Source organism: Pseudoalteromonas arctica A 37-1-2 (genome assembly GCF_000238395.3).
In the GTDB taxonomy this organism is placed as follows: Bacteria; Pseudomonadota; Gammaproteobacteria; order Enterobacterales; family Alteromonadaceae; genus Pseudoalteromonas; species Pseudoalteromonas arctica.
Genome location: NZ_CP011025.1, coordinates 3,521,984 through 3,539,691 on the forward strand (window position 1 = coordinate 3,521,984; position 17,708 = coordinate 3,539,691).

The 17,708-nt window shown below is 40.1% G+C and carries 13 protein-coding genes; 2 read left to right on the plus strand and 11 right to left on the minus strand.

Annotated elements, in window-relative coordinates; translation table 11 throughout:
- Positions 1-39 precede the first annotated feature (39 nt).
- Entirely contained in the window at positions 40-2,247 is a 2,208-nt protein-coding gene (locus PARC_RS16000; protein ID WP_010554356.1) for a two-component system response regulator, read from the plus strand.
- A 76-nt stretch (positions 2,248-2,323) separates the two neighbouring features.
- On the opposite strand, the gene PARC_RS16005 is transcribed toward PARC_RS16000, so the two are convergent.
- Together PARC_RS16005 and proB are read right to left on the minus strand one after the other, a co-directional pair.
- A complete protein-coding gene (locus PARC_RS16005; protein WP_007586417.1) occupies positions 2,324-3,571 on the minus strand; it encodes a glutamate-5-semialdehyde dehydrogenase in 1,248 nt (415 codons plus the stop codon).
- On the minus strand, positions 3,568-4,674 hold the full coding sequence (gene proB, locus PARC_RS16010; RefSeq protein WP_010554355.1) for a glutamate 5-kinase: 1,107 nt from the start codon (positions 4,672-4,674) through the stop codon (positions 3,568-3,570). Before proB ends, PARC_RS16005 begins: the two co-directional genes overlap by 4 nt.
- A gap of 870 nt (positions 4,675-5,544) precedes the next feature.
- Here proB and PARC_RS16015 point away from each other — a divergent pair.
- The gene (locus PARC_RS16015) at positions 5,545-7,392 is read left to right on the plus strand and encodes a cation:proton antiporter (protein WP_007586413.1); all 1,848 of its coding nucleotides are present in this window, start codon (positions 5,545-5,547) and stop codon (positions 7,390-7,392) included.
- Positions 7,393-7,462: 70 nt separating this feature from the next.
- Here PARC_RS16015 and PARC_RS16020 read toward each other — a convergent pair whose 3' ends face one another.
- The 9 genes from PARC_RS16020 to PARC_RS16060 form a co-directional block, all read right to left on the minus strand.
- Positions 7,463-8,101 carry a tetratricopeptide repeat protein gene (locus PARC_RS16020; protein ID WP_007586412.1) on the minus strand — a complete coding sequence of 213 codons (639 nt, stop codon included), beginning with the start codon at positions 8,099-8,101 and terminating at the stop codon, positions 7,463-7,465.
- Positions 8,102-8,212: 111 nt separating this feature from the next.
- Entirely contained in the window at positions 8,213-9,526 is a 1,314-nt protein-coding gene (locus PARC_RS16025; RefSeq protein WP_010554354.1) for an adenylosuccinate synthase, read from the minus strand.
- A gap of 214 nt (positions 9,527-9,740) precedes the next feature.
- Complete coding sequence (gene hflC, locus PARC_RS16030) at positions 9,741-10,619, minus strand: protease modulator HflC (protein WP_010554353.1); 879 nt, start codon at positions 10,617-10,619, stop codon at positions 9,741-9,743.
- A gap of 5 nt (positions 10,620-10,624) precedes the next feature.
- Entirely contained in the window at positions 10,625-11,794 is a 1,170-nt protein-coding gene (hflK, locus tag PARC_RS16035; protein ID WP_010554352.1) for an FtsH protease activity modulator HflK, read from the minus strand.
- Between the two features lie 100 nt (positions 11,795-11,894).
- Complete coding sequence (gene hflX / locus PARC_RS16040) at positions 11,895-13,184, minus strand: ribosome rescue GTPase HflX (RefSeq protein WP_007586404.1); 1,290 nt, start codon at positions 13,182-13,184, stop codon at positions 11,895-11,897.
- A gap of 15 nt (positions 13,185-13,199) precedes the next feature.
- The gene (gene hfq / locus PARC_RS16045) at positions 13,200-13,463 is read right to left on the minus strand and encodes an RNA chaperone Hfq (protein ID WP_007586402.1); all 264 of its coding nucleotides are present in this window, start codon (positions 13,461-13,463) and stop codon (positions 13,200-13,202) included.
- A gap of 78 nt (positions 13,464-13,541) precedes the next feature.
- The gene (gene miaA, locus PARC_RS16050; RefSeq protein ID WP_007586400.1) at positions 13,542-14,459 is read right to left on the minus strand and encodes a tRNA (adenosine(37)-N6)-dimethylallyltransferase MiaA; all 918 of its coding nucleotides are present in this window, start codon (positions 14,457-14,459) and stop codon (positions 13,542-13,544) included.
- Between the two features lie 10 nt (positions 14,460-14,469).
- The gene (gene mutL, locus PARC_RS16055; protein ID WP_010554351.1) at positions 14,470-16,317 is read right to left on the minus strand and encodes a DNA mismatch repair endonuclease MutL; all 1,848 of its coding nucleotides are present in this window, start codon (positions 16,315-16,317) and stop codon (positions 14,470-14,472) included.
- A gap of 36 nt (positions 16,318-16,353) precedes the next feature.
- Complete coding sequence (locus PARC_RS16060) at positions 16,354-17,697, minus strand: N-acetylmuramoyl-L-alanine amidase (RefSeq protein ID WP_007586394.1); 1,344 nt, start codon at positions 17,695-17,697, stop codon at positions 16,354-16,356.
- Between the last annotated feature and the right edge of the window lie 11 nt (positions 17,698-17,708).

Sequence of the window (17,708 nt, forward strand, 5' to 3'; positions counted from 1 at the left end):
TAGATTTAATATTGTAAAGAACGCAGAGAAGGACAGATAGTGCATTCAAATTACCTCGCAAACAGTAATGGATTAACCACAGAGAAAAAACATAAACCTTTAATTCTTATTGTTGATGACGAACCTAGTAATTTACACGTATTAGTAGAAGGACTTTTAACTGACTACGATGTACGTATTTCTACTAGTGGTGAGCAGGCTTTGATCTTTATTGAGTCAACTCGGCCTGACTTGATTTTATTAGACATAATGATGCCTGGCATGGACGGCTACGAAGTATGTAATATACTCAAAGCGAAACAAAATACCAAAGGCATCCCCGTCATATTTGTAACTGCGCTTACCGAAGAAGAGTCTGAAGAAAAAGGCTTTGCTATGGGCGCAATTGACTACATACACAAACCTTACAAGCTAGCGCTCGTTAGAGCACGCATTCGCACTCATATTACCGCTCAAGGCATGCTAGATAGGCTTATCGAAAAAAACTTTGACCTGCACGACAAGCTACTTGAAATAGAATCACTAATACAAGAGCTAAGCCAGCGTGAAGAAGAATTAAAAGAGCTCTCATCAAAACAAAAATTATTTTATCAAGCCCTAACGGGAACCGCTGATGGCGTTGTTATTACCGACAGTAACGGAAAAATCATTGCCGTAAACCCTTCATTTTGCCGGATTACAGGTTACTCTGAATCTGACTCCCTGCAAATGCAGTTGCACGATATTAAACAAAATAACCACCCTAGTATTAGCTTTGATCAAGTATGGCATCATGCAAACCAAGCAGGATATTGGAGTGGAGAGCTAGTAACCAGACGAAAAAATGGCGAGCTTTATCCTGAGTTATTAACTCTTAGTATGGTAAGAGGCGAGCAAGATACCAACGTGCACTATATTGGTGTATTTAGTGATATTTCTAGCGTTAAGATAACGCAAGAAAGAATTCACTACCTCACATGGCATGATGAACTTACAGGTTTGCCCAACCGAAATGGTTTTTTAAAGCAGTTGGAGCAGCAACTTCAGGTTTGTAGTACCGAAAATAGTTATGCCTATATTTATATTATTGACATAGACAGCTTCCACTCAATAAATGATGGATTAGGCCTACTCGCTGGCGATAACATTTTAAAAGAATTAACTAAACGAATTCATTCTAAGGTGAATAAAAAAGATGTTATTGCTCGCTTAGGCAGTGATGAATTTGCAGTACTGTGTACAGTTGAAAAAGGCGTTGGCAGGATCAGAGCCCAAGCTATGGCTGAAAATAAAGCCCAAGAACTGATCATAAGTGTAAACCACCCCTTTGTCGTTGATGAACAAGACGTTAGCTTAACAGTAAGTATTGGCACGTATATTTTTCCTCGGGAAGATCAGTGGGAAAGTGCTATAGAAACAATCCGTAACTGTGAGGCGGCTTGTTACAAAGCAAAAGAAAAAGGCGGTAATAGAGTTACCTTTTTTGATACTTCGTTTGGCGAGCAAGCAAAACGCCGTTTTGAAATAGAGCAAGATTTACGTAAAGCAATCTCAAATAATGAGTTATCCCTATATTTACAATCCCAATTTGACCGAAGCCAAACCCTTAAAGGGGCTGAGGTTTTATTAAGATGGGAGCATCCTCAAAAAGGCTTCATTAGCCCTGGTGAGTTTATATCTATAGCCGAAGAGTCAGATATAATTTATGACTTAGATTGCTGGGTAACTTCAAATGCACTTGAAATATTAACGCAACTTAGTAAAACTCACCCTGAGTTAAACCTATCAATTAATGTAAGTGGCAGGCACTTTCATGAAGCGCGTTTTTTAAGCTTTATTAGCCAACAAATAAAGCAACATAGCATTAATCCTCAGCAACTCACTATTGAGATAATTGAAGGTACATTGCTTAATCACATGGAAGCGGCTATTGAGGCTGTTCACTTTATCAAGAAGCTAGGTATTAGGGTATCAATTGATGACTTTGGTACTGGATATTCGAGTTTAACTTACCTTAAACAATTACCCATACAAGAACTAAAAATTGACCGTTCTTTTGTATTGGAAGCACCGACTGATAATAACGATAAGCTAATTATTGATATGATTGTAAGCTTAGGCCGTTTATTTGAACTCGAGATAGTTGCTGAAGGTGTAGAGAACCAGTCCCACTTTGATTTATTGCAAGAATATCCAGAAGTTATTCTTCAAGGCTATTATTTACACAGGCCTGAACCTGCAAGCGACTGGCTTGAAAAACTAAATTAATTACAGAGTAGTCTGAAAAAACAAAAAAGCCGAGTATTTCCATACTCGGCTTTTTAATGAAATTAAGCTTTAGCGGTTACTCGCGAACTTGGCCTTCACCATTCACTAAGTACTTCTCAGTAGTCAGTGACTCAAGTCCCATAGGGCCGTATGCATGAAGCTTAGAAGTTGCTATACCAATCTCTGCGCCTAGACCCAGCTGTGAGCCATCAGAAAAGCGAGATGATGTATTAACCATCACTACAGAAGCATCGACACTACGCTGGAATAACTCTGCAGCGGCTGCGTTTTTAGTGCAAATTACTTCAGTGTGGTTTGATCCAAACTGTGCAATGTGTTCAACCGCTGCCGTAAAGTTTGGTACAACGCGAATAGCGATTTCTAGGTCTAGATATTCTTCACCAAATTCGTTATCGGCTAACACAGTTGCATTATCAAAGTATTTAGCTGCAAAGCTGTCAGCATTTATTTTTACACCTTCTTGGCGTAATACAACTGCGCACAGATTTAAAAACTCATCTGCAACATCTTGATGAACTACTAAGCCCTCAAGTGCATTACAAACACCGGTACGCTGCGTTTTACCGTTAAGTAGTAAGTTAAGCGCAATTTCTAGGTCTGCATCTTTATCTACATATAGATGACAAACGCCTTTGTAATGCTGAATTACTGGAATCGTACTGTTTTCAGTAACAAAGTTAATTAAGCCTTCACCGCCACGTGGAATTATTAAGTCAATGCTTTCACGTTGCTGCATTAATTCCATTAATAGTGCACGATCTGGATCTGGAATCACTGAAATAAGTGATACTGGTAAGTTATGCTTTTCAAGTACGCTGTGCATTACACTTGCGATAGCTTGCGAACTTTTAAGTGCTTCTTTACCGCCACGTAAAATTACGCCATTACCTGATTTAAAACATAATGCGCCAGCGTCTGCTGTTACATTTGGGCGTGCTTCGTAAATCATACATACAACGCCAAGAGGTACGCGCATTTTACGAATTTTAATGCCATTTGGACGCTCTGTAATATCACGTAGCTGACCAACAGGATCGTCCAGGCTTACGATTACTTCAATACCTTCTGCCATTGCTTCAATACGCTCATCGTTTAGCGTTAAGCGGTCGATCATTGAGGCTGCTAAGTTATTGTCGCGTGCTGCGCTTAGGTCACTTTCGTTTTCTTTGATTATAAATGCTTTTTGCTCTCTTAATGCCGCTGCCATTTCAACTAGTACTTGATTTTTAGTCTCGGTATCGAGTAAAGCAAGTGTATGGGCAGCTTTAGCTGTCTGGCGTGAAATGTCCGTAATTAAACTCATGACTTCTCCAATAATGCGATATGTTTTTCAGATATAACTGGTCCAATTGAATCCTGCATTTTTTCGCTGAATTCACTCTGTTCGTTGTCTGCAATAAAGTTTAACAAACAGCTACTATAATTTGCGGTCGCTTTAGCTAAACGCGTACCGTCTTCACTACGTACTAAAATGGTATCACCAACAGCAAATTCACCATGGACTTCCATGATTTCATCACCGCGAATACATCCACTTTCACCTTCAAGGGATTCATCAAATGATCCATCAACAACAACTTCACCTTGCTCATTTGCTGTGTGTGTCATCCAATGTACAGAATCTTGCATCGGCTTTTCGTACGGTAAAAATACGCTACCAGGATTTTCCCCAGCTAGCAGTTTCGTAAATGTTTCTTCTTTAAAGCCGTTTATAATATAAGTCGCGATACCATGTGACGTTGCTTTTTCTGCCGCTTCTATTTTGGTTTTCATGCCACCAGTACCAACAGCACTTGTAGCACATCCTGCCATAGCATAAATAGATTCATCAATTGATTTTATTTCAGGCAGTAACACCGCATCATCATGTAAGTTAGGGTTTTTATCATATAACCCATCAACGTCTGAGAATATTAATAAAGCATCGGCATCGGCTGCTGCTGCGACCATTGCTGATAAGTTGTCGTTATCACCCACTCTTAAGTCGTCGGTAGTTACAGCATCATTTTCATTAATGATAGGAAAAACACCATGCTCAAGCAAAGTAAACACTGTTTCGCGAATACTTTGGTAACGCTCGCGGTCACGTAAATCGCCGTGCGTTAATAATAGTTGCGCAGATGGAAAGTCAAAAAAGCGGTCCCACATGGCGATCATTTCTGTTTGGCCTGCTGCTGCCATTGCTTTTTTCATCACCACAGAGCGAGGTTTGTCTGATGGGAATAAATGCGCTCCAGCCGCTACAGAACCCGATGATACTAAAATCACCTCGATTCCACGGGCACGACAACGAACAATGAACTGTGCGATGGTTAATATGTAACGCGAACGGCAGCCATCTTGATCTGGTGCAATTAATGCACTACCTACTTTAAGTACGATACGTCGCCAATTTAACTTTTGCATAAATGCTCAACTTTCCATTTTATCTGCGCTCATCTTAATTAGACGAGCTAAAACTAAGTAGCTAGGTTTAAAACATAGCTTCGAATTTTTCTTTTCATTTAGGCAACACTTTTTTACACACACGCAAAAACCATATCTAAAACAAGAAGCTTAGATTTGAGGTTAAGTAAAAGTAGCAACAACCCAATAATATTGAGCAGCACTAATCAAAAAATTTAAAAGTGTTGTTTATGCATCGCTGTAAAAAGCTGTGTGTGGCTTTTTTATTAACAACATACATAGAGCCTCTAAAGTCTGATACACCAACAGATAGGGTGAAGACCAAAGGACCGAGATTTAACCGCCACGATGGGGGGCTAAATATTGAAAGTAATAGTTCAACTCAAACCTTTATTTACTTAAATAATTAAATAAACTTGTTTGGCAAAACCATACCAAGAATTCGGCAAATGATATTTTGTAATGCTCTAATACTAGAAACATCACTAACACATGATTATAAAGATTAAAAATGACGTTAAGATTAACAAGCCTGTTTTATCTTCAATAAACTTCGTTAGATGACTAATTATTAGAACACGAAGTATAATACACCAAATACCCCTTTAAAATCAAGGTTAAAATTCGAACTAAGTTAATACGAAACACTCATACCGTTTATATTGTTATTAAAATTCAATAAATTAAACAATTAATACACTTTAAAATAAGGTGGCTAAGTCCTCGCTAAATAATTTAAGCCTACTAATCTTTTATAAGCAGCTAAAATTGATTAGTAATATTTGAGTTTCCGGTGTATACCCCTGTATTAATAATTAACAAAAGTTATACTTTCTAAACATATCGTCATAAATAAGGAATTCTTAATCTATGTCAGCAATTTACATAGCCGGTATCGCACTTTGCTCTGTGCTTGCCCAATGGGTCGCGTGGGCTTTTAGAGTACCCGCTATTCTTTTTTTATTGCTTACTGGTCTTTTACTTGGACCATTTAGTGGTGTTTTAGACCCTGATGCACTTTTAGGTGATTTACTGTTTCCGGTAGTATCACTAAGCGTTGCCATCATTTTATTTGAAGGTTCCTTAACTCTGCATTTCAGAGAATTAAAAGGGATAGGAAAAGTTGTAAGGAATCTCTGCTCAATCGGTATGCTTACTACCTGTATTATTATTAGCCTAAGTGCCTACTGGTTGCTTGAGCTTAACTGGCGTGTTGCTGCGGTACTAGGCGCAGTACTCGTTGTTACTGGCCCTACCGTTATAGCACCGCTATTAAACTCAATGCGCCCAACACAAGATATAGACCGCATACTTCGTTGGGAAGGTATTGTAATAGATCCAATTGGCGCATTATTTGCTGTATTGGTATTTGAAGCTGTAATGCTTGTAGGCCAAGGCGAAGTATTTAGTCATACTATTATTGCTTTAGTTAAAACCCTAGGTGTTGGTTTAAGTATTGGTGTTGCCGCAGGTTGGCTAACAACCCTATTAATGCGTCGCGAGTGGCTGCCATTCGAATTACATAAGTTTGGAATTTTAGCACTAGTCCTTATTAGTTTTTCTGTATCAAATTATTTAAGCCATGAATCAGGCTTATTAGCAGTAACTGTATTTGGTATTTGGCTTGCGAACCAAGATGATTTAGAAATAGATTCTGTACTTGAGTTTAAAGAAGACTTGTCGATGATTTTGATATCGACGCTGTTTATTTTACTTGCAGCACGTTTACAGCTTTCTGATTTGATGATGCTCGACAGCGATGTATTTATATTTTTAGCTATTGTGCTTTTTGTTGCACGCCCACTGTGCATTGCTATTTCGACCTTTGGTACTGACTTACCAATGAAGTCTCGCTTGGTACTTGCCTGGATTGCTCCACGCGGTATAGTTGCCGCAGCCGTTGGGTCGGTATTTGCACTAAGTATGATGGAAGCTGGCGTTGCTGATGCTGAAAAGATGGTGCCACTTATATTTACGGTGATCATCATTACGGTTGTGCTGCAAAGCTTAACAGCCATCCCTGTTGCAAAGCTATTAGGTGTACGCCAACCATCGCCAAACACAATATTAATTATTGGTGCAAACCATGTATCACGTGCAATTGGACGTGGCTTACAAGAGCAGAATATTCCGGTTCACCTCTCAGACCCTGCATGGGAAAACTGCAGAATGGCACGTATGGATGGCTTAGCTTGTTATTATGGTAACCCGCAATCAGAGCATGCTGAACGCTACTTACCTCTAACAACTATTCGCAGTGTCTTAGCGCTATCGCCAAACCGTCATCATAATGCGCTAGGCGTTCAATACTTTTCGCATTTACTTAATGAAAAAAATGTATTTTCGCTTCGCTCATCAACGTCGCATGCTAAAGCAAATAAAGACAGCGCAACGTTTTTATCTAGACAAATATTGTTTGGCGACGAAGGCTCATACGCTCGTTTGAGCAGTATCATAGCTAAAGGCGGTAAGGTTAGTTCAACACGTATCTCGGATGAGTTTAGCTGGGAGCAATACCTAGAAATGAACCCTGAGGCTATCCCTTTGTTTATTCTTAAAGGTGATAAAGACAGCGACGACGATACGCCAATTAAGCTAAGACCGTTTACAATCAACATGGAAAAACCGCCGCAAGAAGGCGAGCGTGTTGTTGCATTACAGCCGCCTAAAATGTCGGTCTTAAAAGACCCGCAAACAAAGGCTAAAGAAGAAAGTTAAACACTTTTACTACCTGTAAAAACTCAAAAACCCTAACTTAAAAAGTTAGGGTTTTGTTTTTTAAGAGCCATTAAATAGGAAGGCGAGCTCGCGCAACCACACTATCTGGCATTTTTTGCGCTAACTTAGTCAGCGCTCGCTCAATTTTTTTATGAGTCGCTTTATCTGCCACCATAGAATTAAATAGCCAACGGTATGCATCTTCAAAATCACGCGGGCTGCCATAGCCATCATTAAATAATTTAACCAAACGTAGTTGTGCTTTTAAATTGCCTTGCGACGACGCTTCACGCAAATACGTAATTGCCATTGCTTTATCTTGCTGAACTAAACGCCCGGTGTCGTAGTAACGCCCTAGCTGCTCTAGCGCTGCCGCTAAGCCTTGTTCAGCCGCTTTTCGCATGTAATACACACCTAACTCTACATTACGATCCACGCACACGTTATAAGCCAGCATATCGCCGTATAAAAATTGATAAGACGGCAATGCCATTTTATTGGCTCGTGCTTCTATATCTTGCACTAACTGGCAATCATCTGCCTTCACCCGCGCTAAATGCGTATTTTTATTTATTAACGCAATTAGCTCAGATTCTGTATACAGCGGTACAGCAGCAGGGCTTTCTGTAGCTAAGCTGTTGGTTGCTATAAATAAAGACAGCGGAATTAACGAAAGCCTTAATACGCAATTACGGTAAAATAAACGCATGCTCACCACTTATAAAAATAAACTTATTAAAATATATACAAAGATCGTTCCAAGGTGAATTTTAGATACAAAAAAAGCTGCACTAGGCAGCTTTTTTTAATCTAATGGTAATTACGCAAACGGGTTGCGAAGTACCATAGTTTCTACGCGGTCTGGACCTGTAGAAATAATATCAATTGGAACACCCGTAATTTCTTCAATACGCTTGATGTAGTCAATCGCAGCTTTTGGTAAACCGTCAAGACTCGTTACACCAACAGTGTTTTCTGACCAACCTGGCATTTCTTCGTATACTGGCGTTACTTTATCGTAACCTTCAGCTGCTAATGGTGTTACGTTAGTAACTGTGCCATCTTCAAGCTTGTAACCAATACAGATTTTAAGCGTTTCTAAGCCGTCTAAAACATCAAGCTTAGTTAAACAAAAACCTGAAATACTGTTGATTTGAACCGCACGGCGCATAGCCACTGCATCTAACCAACCAGTACGACGAAGTCGACCTGTTGTAGCGCCAAACTCATGGCCTTTATCACCTAAGTGCTTACCAACTGGATCTTGTTTCTCAAGACCGTCGTAAAGCTCTGTAGGGAAAGGACCTGAACCAACACGTGTAGTGTACGCTTTAATAATACCTAAAACGTAATCAAGGTTTAATGGACCAAAACCTGCACCAGTCGCAACGCCACCAGCTGTAGTATTTGAAGATGTTACATAAGGGTAAGTACCGTGATCGATATCAAGTAACGTACCTTGTGCACCTTCAAATAAAATGTTTTCGCCTGCTAAACGCGTTTGATCTAAAAGCTCAGTTACATCTACAACCATTGCTTTTAAGATATCAGCAACAGCCATTGCATCATCAAACGTTTTTTGGAAATCTACAGCGTCTACTTTGTAGTAGTTAACTAAAGTGAAGTTATGGTATTCAAGAACTTCTTTTAATTTAGCTGCAAATAATTCAGGATTAAATAAATCGCCTACGCGTAAACCACGGCGAGCCACTTTATCTTCGTACGCAGGACCGATACCACGGCCAGTTGTACCAATTGGCTTATCGCCACGAGCAGTTTCGCGGGCTACATCTAATGCAACATGGAAAGGCAAGATTAGCGGACATGCTTCACTTATTAAAAGACGCTCACGTACTGGTACGCCGCGTTCTTCAAGCATGCCAATTTCTCTCATTAGCGCTTCTGGTGATAAAACTACACCATTACCAATCACACATTTAACATTGTCACGTAATACACCCGATGGAATAAGGTGTAGAACCGTCTTTTCACCTTCGATAACTAAAGTATGACCCGCATTGTGGCCACCTTGATAACGAACTACTAAAGATGCTTTGTCTGTAAGGAGATCAACTACCTTACCCTTTCCTTCGTCACCCCATTGGGTGCCTAATACAACAACGTTTTTACCCATCGTAAATTCACTTAGAGAAAATTAGGACGAGATTTTACCAGAAAACTAAAGTAAAGATCACCCCTGTTCAGCTTATTTTTTCTGCGCGCATTTGTTATATCCAAATATTAGCTAATAACCACATAAATAACAGTGATTTAAAGCACTAGACTGTGTTTAACAAAAAGCCCCGCAAATGCGAGGCTTTTTAACTTTTAAATAATTAACGTAAAGCCTATTGAGCTTTAGCGCCTTTCATATATTGGAAGAAGTCGCTATCTGGTGAAAGCACCATAACGTCTTGCTTATTTTTAAAAGTCTTTTTGTAAGCCTCAAGCGAACGCACAAAACTAAAGAACTCAGGGTCTTTGTTATACGCGCTTGCATAGATGCCTGCGGCATCAGCATCGCCTTGACCACGTACAGAACGCGCATTACGCTCTGCATCGGCAAGCATTACTGTTACACGGCGGTCAACACCCGCACGAATAGTCTCGGCTTTTTCCTGACCTTCAGAACGATGCTCTTTTGCAACAGCAGTACGCTCAGCGCGCATACGTTGGTAAATAGAGCTACTCACTTCTTGTGGTAGGTTGATTTGCTTAACACGTACGTCTAGTACTTCAATACCTAGCTCACGTGCACTTTCAGAAGCTTGTACTAACGCTTCTTCCATCAACTCGCTACGCTCACCCGATACAATTTCGCGAATTGTACGTGTACCAAAGTTTGTACGAAGACCATTATTTACTTTTTGTTTAAGTAGCGTTTCAGCATATTGCTTATCGCCACGGGCACGTAAGTAAAAAGCGCTAAAGTCATTAACACGCCATTTTACAAACGAATCAACAATTAAGTCTTTTTTCTCACTAGTAACAAAGCGGTCCGGCGCACCATCTAGCGTTTGAATACGTGCATCAATACGACGTACTTGGCTAAAAAATGGCACCTTAAATTGTAGGCCTGGGCCATATACAATCGCTTGATCGTCGCTGTCTTTTTGTACTTTACTGAATAACATTACAATTGCTTTTTGCCCTTCAGGTACAACAAATACCGATGAGAAAGACATAACAATGGCAGCTAATAGTATTACTAAACTAAAGTTTTTCATTATGATTATCTCCCATCATTGAAGCGGTCGTTGTTAAAGCGGTCATTGCCACTATTAACAGAGCTATTGCGCGACGTATTTACTTTATTGCGTAAATCTTGAATATCACTAGAGCTTGGAAGTGCAACACGTGTTGCTGTCCCTTGCTTATCCATGATCTTATCAAGTGGTAAATAAAGCATGTTATTACCGCCTTTAACATCAACCAATATTTTAGAACTACTCCCTAACACTTCTTCCATTGCATCAATGTATAAGCGCTCACGAGTAACTTCTTTAGCTGCTTGATATTCAGGTAGTAGCTTTTCAAAACGAGCTACTTCACCTTGTGCTTCTAATGTAATACGCTCTTGGTAACCTTCCGCTTCTTGAGTCATACGCGTTACTTGACCACGAGCACGCGGTTCAATTTCACGAGCATATGCTTCCGCTTCACGAATGAAACGTTCTTCATCTTCTTGTGCAGCAATCGCATCATCAAATGCATCTTTAACTTCAGTTGGCGGACGAGAGTCTTTAAAGTTCACGTCAGTAACAATTAAACCTAAGTTATATGGTTCGATAATCTTATTAAGCTCATCCCATGTATTTTGACGAACAACCTCACGGCCATTAGTTAATACTTGGTCCATTTTTGCATGACCCACAACGTAACGTAGTGCACTATCTAGTGCTTCTTCTAAGCTACTATCAGCGTTAGTTACGCTAAATTCATAAAGGTATGGGTCAATAACACGGTATTGCACCTGAAACTCAACGCTCACTACGTTTTCGTCTTCAGTAAGCATAAAACCAGAAGCCGATAATGAACGAACTGCTTCAATATCTACTGGGATTACCGTTTCAATAAACGTCATTTTCCAACGCAGACCAGGATCAGCAATTCGGTCATATTTACCAAATTGAAGAACCACACCACGCTCGGCTTCTTTAACCGTATAAATACCACTTAACGCCCATACAATAACGGCGATAATAAGTATGAATGAAATACCGGCTCCGCCAAGTCCACCGCCGCTACCATTGCCGGATTTTTTCCCGCCAAATAAGCCGCCGAACTTGTTACTAAACTTGCGGAACACCTCGTCTAAATCAGGTGGGCCTTGATCACGTCCGCCTTTATTATTCCACGGATCTTTGTCATTGCCATTATTACCCGGTTCATTCCAGGCCATAGCTATACTCCATTGTTATCTAAATAAATTAGGAAATTGTGTTAAATCTAACAAATCTACCGCGTTTCTCATACAAAAACCGACATTAAAACGTCAATTTTTAATTACGGTTGATAAAACCAGCAATTTCAGGACCAAATTCTTTAATTAAACGATTCCACTCAACCATTGGCATTCTAACATCTAACAGCCAATTACCTTGCTCATCAAAGCGTTCTTCATGTACTGCATTTAAACTAAACAATGCAGCCCTTAGGCGACCATACAATGGCGTAAGAAATAATGTTTCGTTAAACATCTTCTTAGCAAGCAGTTCACTAATAGCCTCACTAAGTAATTCACACCCTTCACCAGTCTGAGCGCTAAGCCATACTCTTATAGGTTGGCCTTCGTCATCTCGATCAATACGTGGGCTTACGTTATCCAGCGCATCAATTTTATTATAAATTAATAGCTGTGGTACTTCATCGGCTTCAATTTCTTTAAGCACCGATTGTACTTGTTCAATATTTTCTTGAAGACGAGAGTCTGCTGCGTCAATTACATGTAACTGTAAATCAGCTTCACGAGTTTCAGTTAGCGTTGCTTTAAAAGCAGCAACTAAGTCGTGCGGTAAATGACGAATAAAGCCCACTGTATCAGCTAAGATAACAGGACCAACATCACCTAATTCAAGCTTACGTAGAGTCGGGTCAAGCGTTGCAAACAACTGATCGGCCGCGTATACATCTGAATTCGTAATTCGATTAAATAATGTAGATTTACCCGCATTGGTATAGCCAACTAACGATACCGTAGGTATTTCGTTACGAGTGCGAGCTCGCCTACCTTGTTCGCGTTGCACTGCTACTTTAGCTAAACGCGCACGGATATTTTGAATTCGGGCACGAAGTAATCGTCTATCTGTTTCAAGTTGGGTTTCACCAGGTCCACGTAAACCAATCCCGCCTTTTTGGCGTTCAAGATGGGTCCAGCCCCGAATTAATCGAGTCGACATATGGCGAAGTTGTGCCAATTCAACCTGCAGCTTACCCTCATGGGTACGTGCACGTTGGGCAAAAATATCAAGAATTAGCGTCGTTCTATCAAGCACACGACACTGACAAACACGCTCTAAATTACGCTCTTGTGACGGCCTGAGTTGATGATTGAAAATTACGACATCTGCATTGTGGATTTTGACAATCTCAGCTATTTCTTCTGCTTTACCGGTACCGACGAATAGTTTCGGATGTGGTGCTTGACGGCTGCCTTGCACAACCGCCAAACTACTAACACCAGCAGAAGATACCAACATTTCTAATTCATGAAGATCTTCACGATCCCCTTCTTTAGGTAAGTCGATATGAACTAAAATTGCCTGTTCGCCGGATTCATAGCGGTCAAACAAACATTATGCTCCTAATTAAAAGTTACCAGCTTCTGGTTCTTCAGTGTCTTCACTCCCTTGAACTGCTTGGAAGTTAACTGCGCGAGCAGGGACAACTGTTGAAATTGCATGCTTATAAACCATTTGATTTACGGTGTTCTCTAGTAAAATAACAAATTGGTCAAATGACTGAATTTTGCCTTGTAATTTTATGCCATTTACCAAAAAGATTGATACTGGAATGCGCTCACGTCGTAGTGCATTCAAAAATGGGTCTTGTAACGATTGGCCTTTTGCCATGTTATTGTTCCTTCGTTCTAGGTGTTATTATAATTAAGTGGCTGAACTTATTTGATAAAAAACAATATTCAACTACTACTAGCTTAGCGAACTTACTACACGATGCAAGTTTTCTTCGTCACCCGTTGTTAACCAAGTAACATCAGGCCAGCTACGAAGCCACGTTAACTGACGTTTTGCCAATTGACGTGTTGCTGCGATGCCACGAAAAACCATTTCATCATGGCTTGTTTCACCCGCAAGGTAATCCCACATTTGTCTATAACCAACACAACGAATAGAAGGCATATTGGGGTGTAAATCCTTACGTAGATATAGGGTCGAAACTTCATTTTCAAACCCCTGATCAATCATTATTTTAAACCTTTCTTCAATTCGGCGATGTAATTCGCTACGTTCTTGCGGTGCAATCGCAAATTGATGAAAAGTATAAGGTAAAGCCGGCTGTTTTTGCTTTTGCAACTCAGTCATGGTCTTACCAGTTAACCTGTAAACCTCTAAAGCTCGATTAATTCTTTGTGAGTCATTCTCACTTATTTTTTCGGCTGCTTTTGGGTCAACTTTAACTAATTCTTTATATAAATGAGGCCAGCCAAATTCTTTAGCTTGTGCTTCTAGCTCTGATCTTATTACTGTATCTGCTTCAGGCAAAGGCGATAAACCATCAATTAAAGATTTAAAGTACAACATTGTACCTCCAACCAATACAGGCACTTTACCTTGTCTATGAAATTCGTCAATTTTTTGTACTGCATCGCGCCTAAAATCAGCAACTGAATATGTTTCACTCGGGTCAAGTAAGTCGATCAGATGATGCGGAGCTTTAGCAAGTTCTTCTGCATCGGGTTTTGCAGTACCAATGTTCATATCTTTATACACTAACGCTGAATCAACGCTGATTATTTCTGTATTTAAATGCTCGCACAGTGAGATTGCCAATGCTGTTTTACCAGCAGCAGTTGGACCCATTAAAAATATGACTGGTAAATTACTCAACACTGATACCTTAATCTAATTGCGTTAAATAGTGATTTAGCTCTATTTTAACTGCTTTTTCGCGTAAGCGTTCAATAGTTTGCGGATTATTTTGTAAGCGCATTTGTTGCGCTAAAAACACATTGCTTAAATAAAACCGGGGAGGTACACATTTTGTCTGCCACTCTAACCAATTCTCTATATTTTCAAGCCCTGCTTTACACCCATCAAGTAGCTCACCTATCGCTGTACTTACATCAAGTAAATATAGGCACGCTGGCAATTTTTTAACCATTACAAACTGTTTTTCTATTACGAGTTCAAAACCAAGTAAAGTAAACCACGATTGCTGAGCTTCTATAAGTAAGCAATCTTCTTTTGATAAGTTTACTCTTACGGGCAGCAAAAGGGCTTTCCCTTCTAAACTTCCGGACTCTTTAATTTGATTATGCCAATCATCTACCAATACATATTTGAAATGTGAGCAATACAATTGCTGCTCAACACTAAATACACACGCACCTTCATTAACACTGATGATTGAAACTGTCTTTAAAACATTATGCGCAGACTCTAACTGGTGTTGTGCTACAGGTATGTTTGCTACATTATCAAAATGCGCAGCGTGTTGCTCACTCACACCTTGATAAAACGCGTTTACATCATGATGGCTTGTACTTGGTGTAGCACGGTATGCCCCGCCACCGCCAACACTTCTAGTACCTAATGACGAACTACCAGCACTTCCAGAGTAAGAGGGCTGTAATTGCGATTTAGGGTAATCAAATACTCCATCCGCTTTTGTATCATTAGAACTACTATGCGCTGACCCCATAAACACAGGCGCAGATTCCATCTCAGAGCTAAGCGGTTCATTCGTAAACTCACCTTGCAGCGGCACTACCACTTGCTTAATAGCCTGTAATATAAAGTCATGAATTAAGCGCCCTTGATGAAAACGCACTTCATGCTTAGCTGGATGAACATTTACATCAACCTGCCGAGGGTCTATATCAATATAAATGACAAAACCGGGTAATTCTTGTGTTCCACTTACTTCTTCAAATGCCTGGCGTATAGCATGCAGAATAAGTTTATCGCGCATCATACGATTATTAACATAAGTATACTGAGTCGTATTAGCTGAACCTACAGGTAGCACCCAACCATGCAGCTGTAAGCCACCCTCTCCTGATTGAATATGCAAACCTTGCTCAGCAAAAGCCTTACCTGCAACTTGCGCTACACGTGTAATAGCCTGAGAGGGATCTGTCTTCGCACGATACTGCCTTACTACTTTTTCGTTGTGAGTTAGTGTAATAGAGACATCAAAGCGACTAAGCGCAATACGCTTTATCAACTCATCAATATGGCTAAATTCAGTTTTTTCGGTACGCAAGAATTTACGACGAGCTGGGGTGTTAAAAAATAAATCTTTTACTTCAATGGTTGTGCCATCAGGGTGCGCTACTGGCTTTACTTGCACGGCCATATCGCGACCTTCTGCAAATGCTTGCCAAGCAGCTTCTTGATCTTTTGGTTTTGAGCTCAGCGTTAAACGCGATACAGAGCTAATTGACGCAAGCGCTTCTCCCCTAAAACCAAGTGAACAAATATTTTCAAGGTCATCTAGAGATTTTAATTTACTCGTAGCGTGACGAGAAAGCGCGAGCGTTAGCTCATCTTTACTTATCCCTGAACCGTTATCACGTATACGAATAAGCTTATGACCGCCACGCTCTATATCTATCTGAATACGTGTAGCGCCAGCATCTAAACTGTTTTCGACTAGCTCTTTTACTACCGACGCTGGGCGCTCAACCACTTCGCCTGCGGCAATTTGGTTAGCTAAACGTGCGGGTAATATTTCAATATTCATGAGATTTCCTAGCAAGCATTGCGCTAATAATAATGACTAACTTTGTGGTATATCGAGCTCTTGCCCAATAAACAAAGTATTAGAGCTAAGCTTATTAACTTGTTTTAATTCAGTGACTGTAATGCCATAGCGACTCGCCAACATACTTAAAGATTCACCCGGGCGTACCTTGTGCTTTGTTGGATATTGCGACTTTAATTTAGCAAATAAAGAGTCATCAGGTGGATTTTTTAAATAGTAATTTTTAATTGAAGTAAATATAGCTTTAGCCAAACGCTCTTGATGGTTAGCACTTTTAAGCAGCTTTTCTTCTCGTGGGTTAGATATAAACCCTGTTTCTACTAAAATTGATGGGATATCTGGTGATTTAAGTACAGCAAGACTCGCATGTTGGGGATCTTTTTTATGCAGCTTAGCAACTTTACGTAACTCTTTAACCACTTCGTCAGCTACGTTTAAGCCAGTTTTCATAGAGTGATCCATCGACATATCAAGTAATGCTTGCGCTAAGTATTTTTCGTTAGCGGCATCTTTCATTACATCCGCAGCGCCACCTAAAAGCTCAGAGTGCTTTTCTTTATCTTCTATCCATTTACCTATCTCTGAATTAGCACGCCTTAATGACAACACCCAAACAGAAGCACCATTTGGTCCCGGGCTCGTAAATGCATCAGCATGAATAGAGACAAAAAAGTCGGCCTTTTTTTCACGAGCACGATTGGTACGCGTATTAAGTTTTACAAAGTAGTCACCGCTTCGTACCATGCGCGAAATCATCCCACGTTCGCCATCTATCATGCGCTCTAAACGTTTTGCAATTTGCAGTGTTACTGTTTTTTCGTACGTGCCAGAGGGACCAATTGAACCTGGATCTTCGCCGCCATGGCCCGCATCAATTGCAATCACAATATCGCGTTCTTGGCTTAACTGGCGGTTTTTAGCGGCTGTTTGAGCAGGAGAAACAACTGTGGCAGCTTGGCTTTTATTGTATAAATCAACAACGAGCCTATTTTTATAAGGGCCTGTAGGCGCTAAAGCAAATACAACTGGCTTTACTGGTGCGTTTAATTCAAACACTAACCGAACACTGTGCTTATTTTTAGGTTTTGAGTAGCGTAGCTTGCTCACTATTTGATGTTTTGGTGGTACACCTGGTAGTATTTTTAACTCGTTAGTGTTTTCTAAATCAATTACTAAGCGGCTTGGGTTTTTAAGCATGAAATAGCTAAAGTCAGGCTTATCATTTAAATCAAATACCACACGCGTACTATCAGGGGATGGCCATACGCGTACACTATTAATTGTATTTTTGGCCCACAGCGGCAAGCTTATGGTAATAACCATAAGGTAAATAAAGAGTTTAACTACACCTCGGCTCATTTGATAATTAC

Coding starts and splice junctions, on each gene's coding strand:
- PARC_RS16005 (WP_007586417.1), bottom strand. CDS start 3,571: ATGAGTTTAATTACGGACATTTCACGCCAGACAGCTAAAGCTGCCCAT.
- proB (WP_010554355.1), bottom strand. CDS start 4,674: ATGCAAAAGTTAAATTGGCGACGTATCGTACTTAAAGTAGGTAGTGCA.
- PARC_RS16015 (WP_007586413.1), top strand. CDS start 5,545: ATGTCAGCAATTTACATAGCCGGTATCGCACTTTGCTCTGTGCTTGCC.
- PARC_RS16020 (WP_007586412.1), bottom strand. CDS start 8,101: ATGCGTTTATTTTACCGTAATTGCGTATTAAGGCTTTCGTTAATTCCG.
- PARC_RS16025 (WP_010554354.1), bottom strand. CDS start 9,526: ATGGGTAAAAACGTTGTTGTATTAGGCACCCAATGGGGTGACGAAGGA.
- hflC (WP_010554353.1), bottom strand. CDS start 10,619: ATGAAAAACTTTAGTTTAGTAATACTATTAGCTGCCATTGTTATGTCT.
- hflK (WP_010554352.1), bottom strand. CDS start 11,794: ATGGCCTGGAATGAACCGGGTAATAATGGCAATGACAAAGATCCGTGG.
- hfq (WP_007586402.1), bottom strand. CDS start 13,463: ATGGCAAAAGGCCAATCGTTACAAGACCCATTTTTGAATGCACTACGA.
- mutL (WP_010554351.1), bottom strand. CDS start 16,317: ATGAATATTGAAATATTACCCGCACGTTTAGCTAACCAAATTGCCGCA.
- PARC_RS16060 (WP_007586394.1), bottom strand. CDS start 17,697: ATGAGCCGAGGTGTAGTTAAACTCTTTATTTACCTTATGGTTATTACC.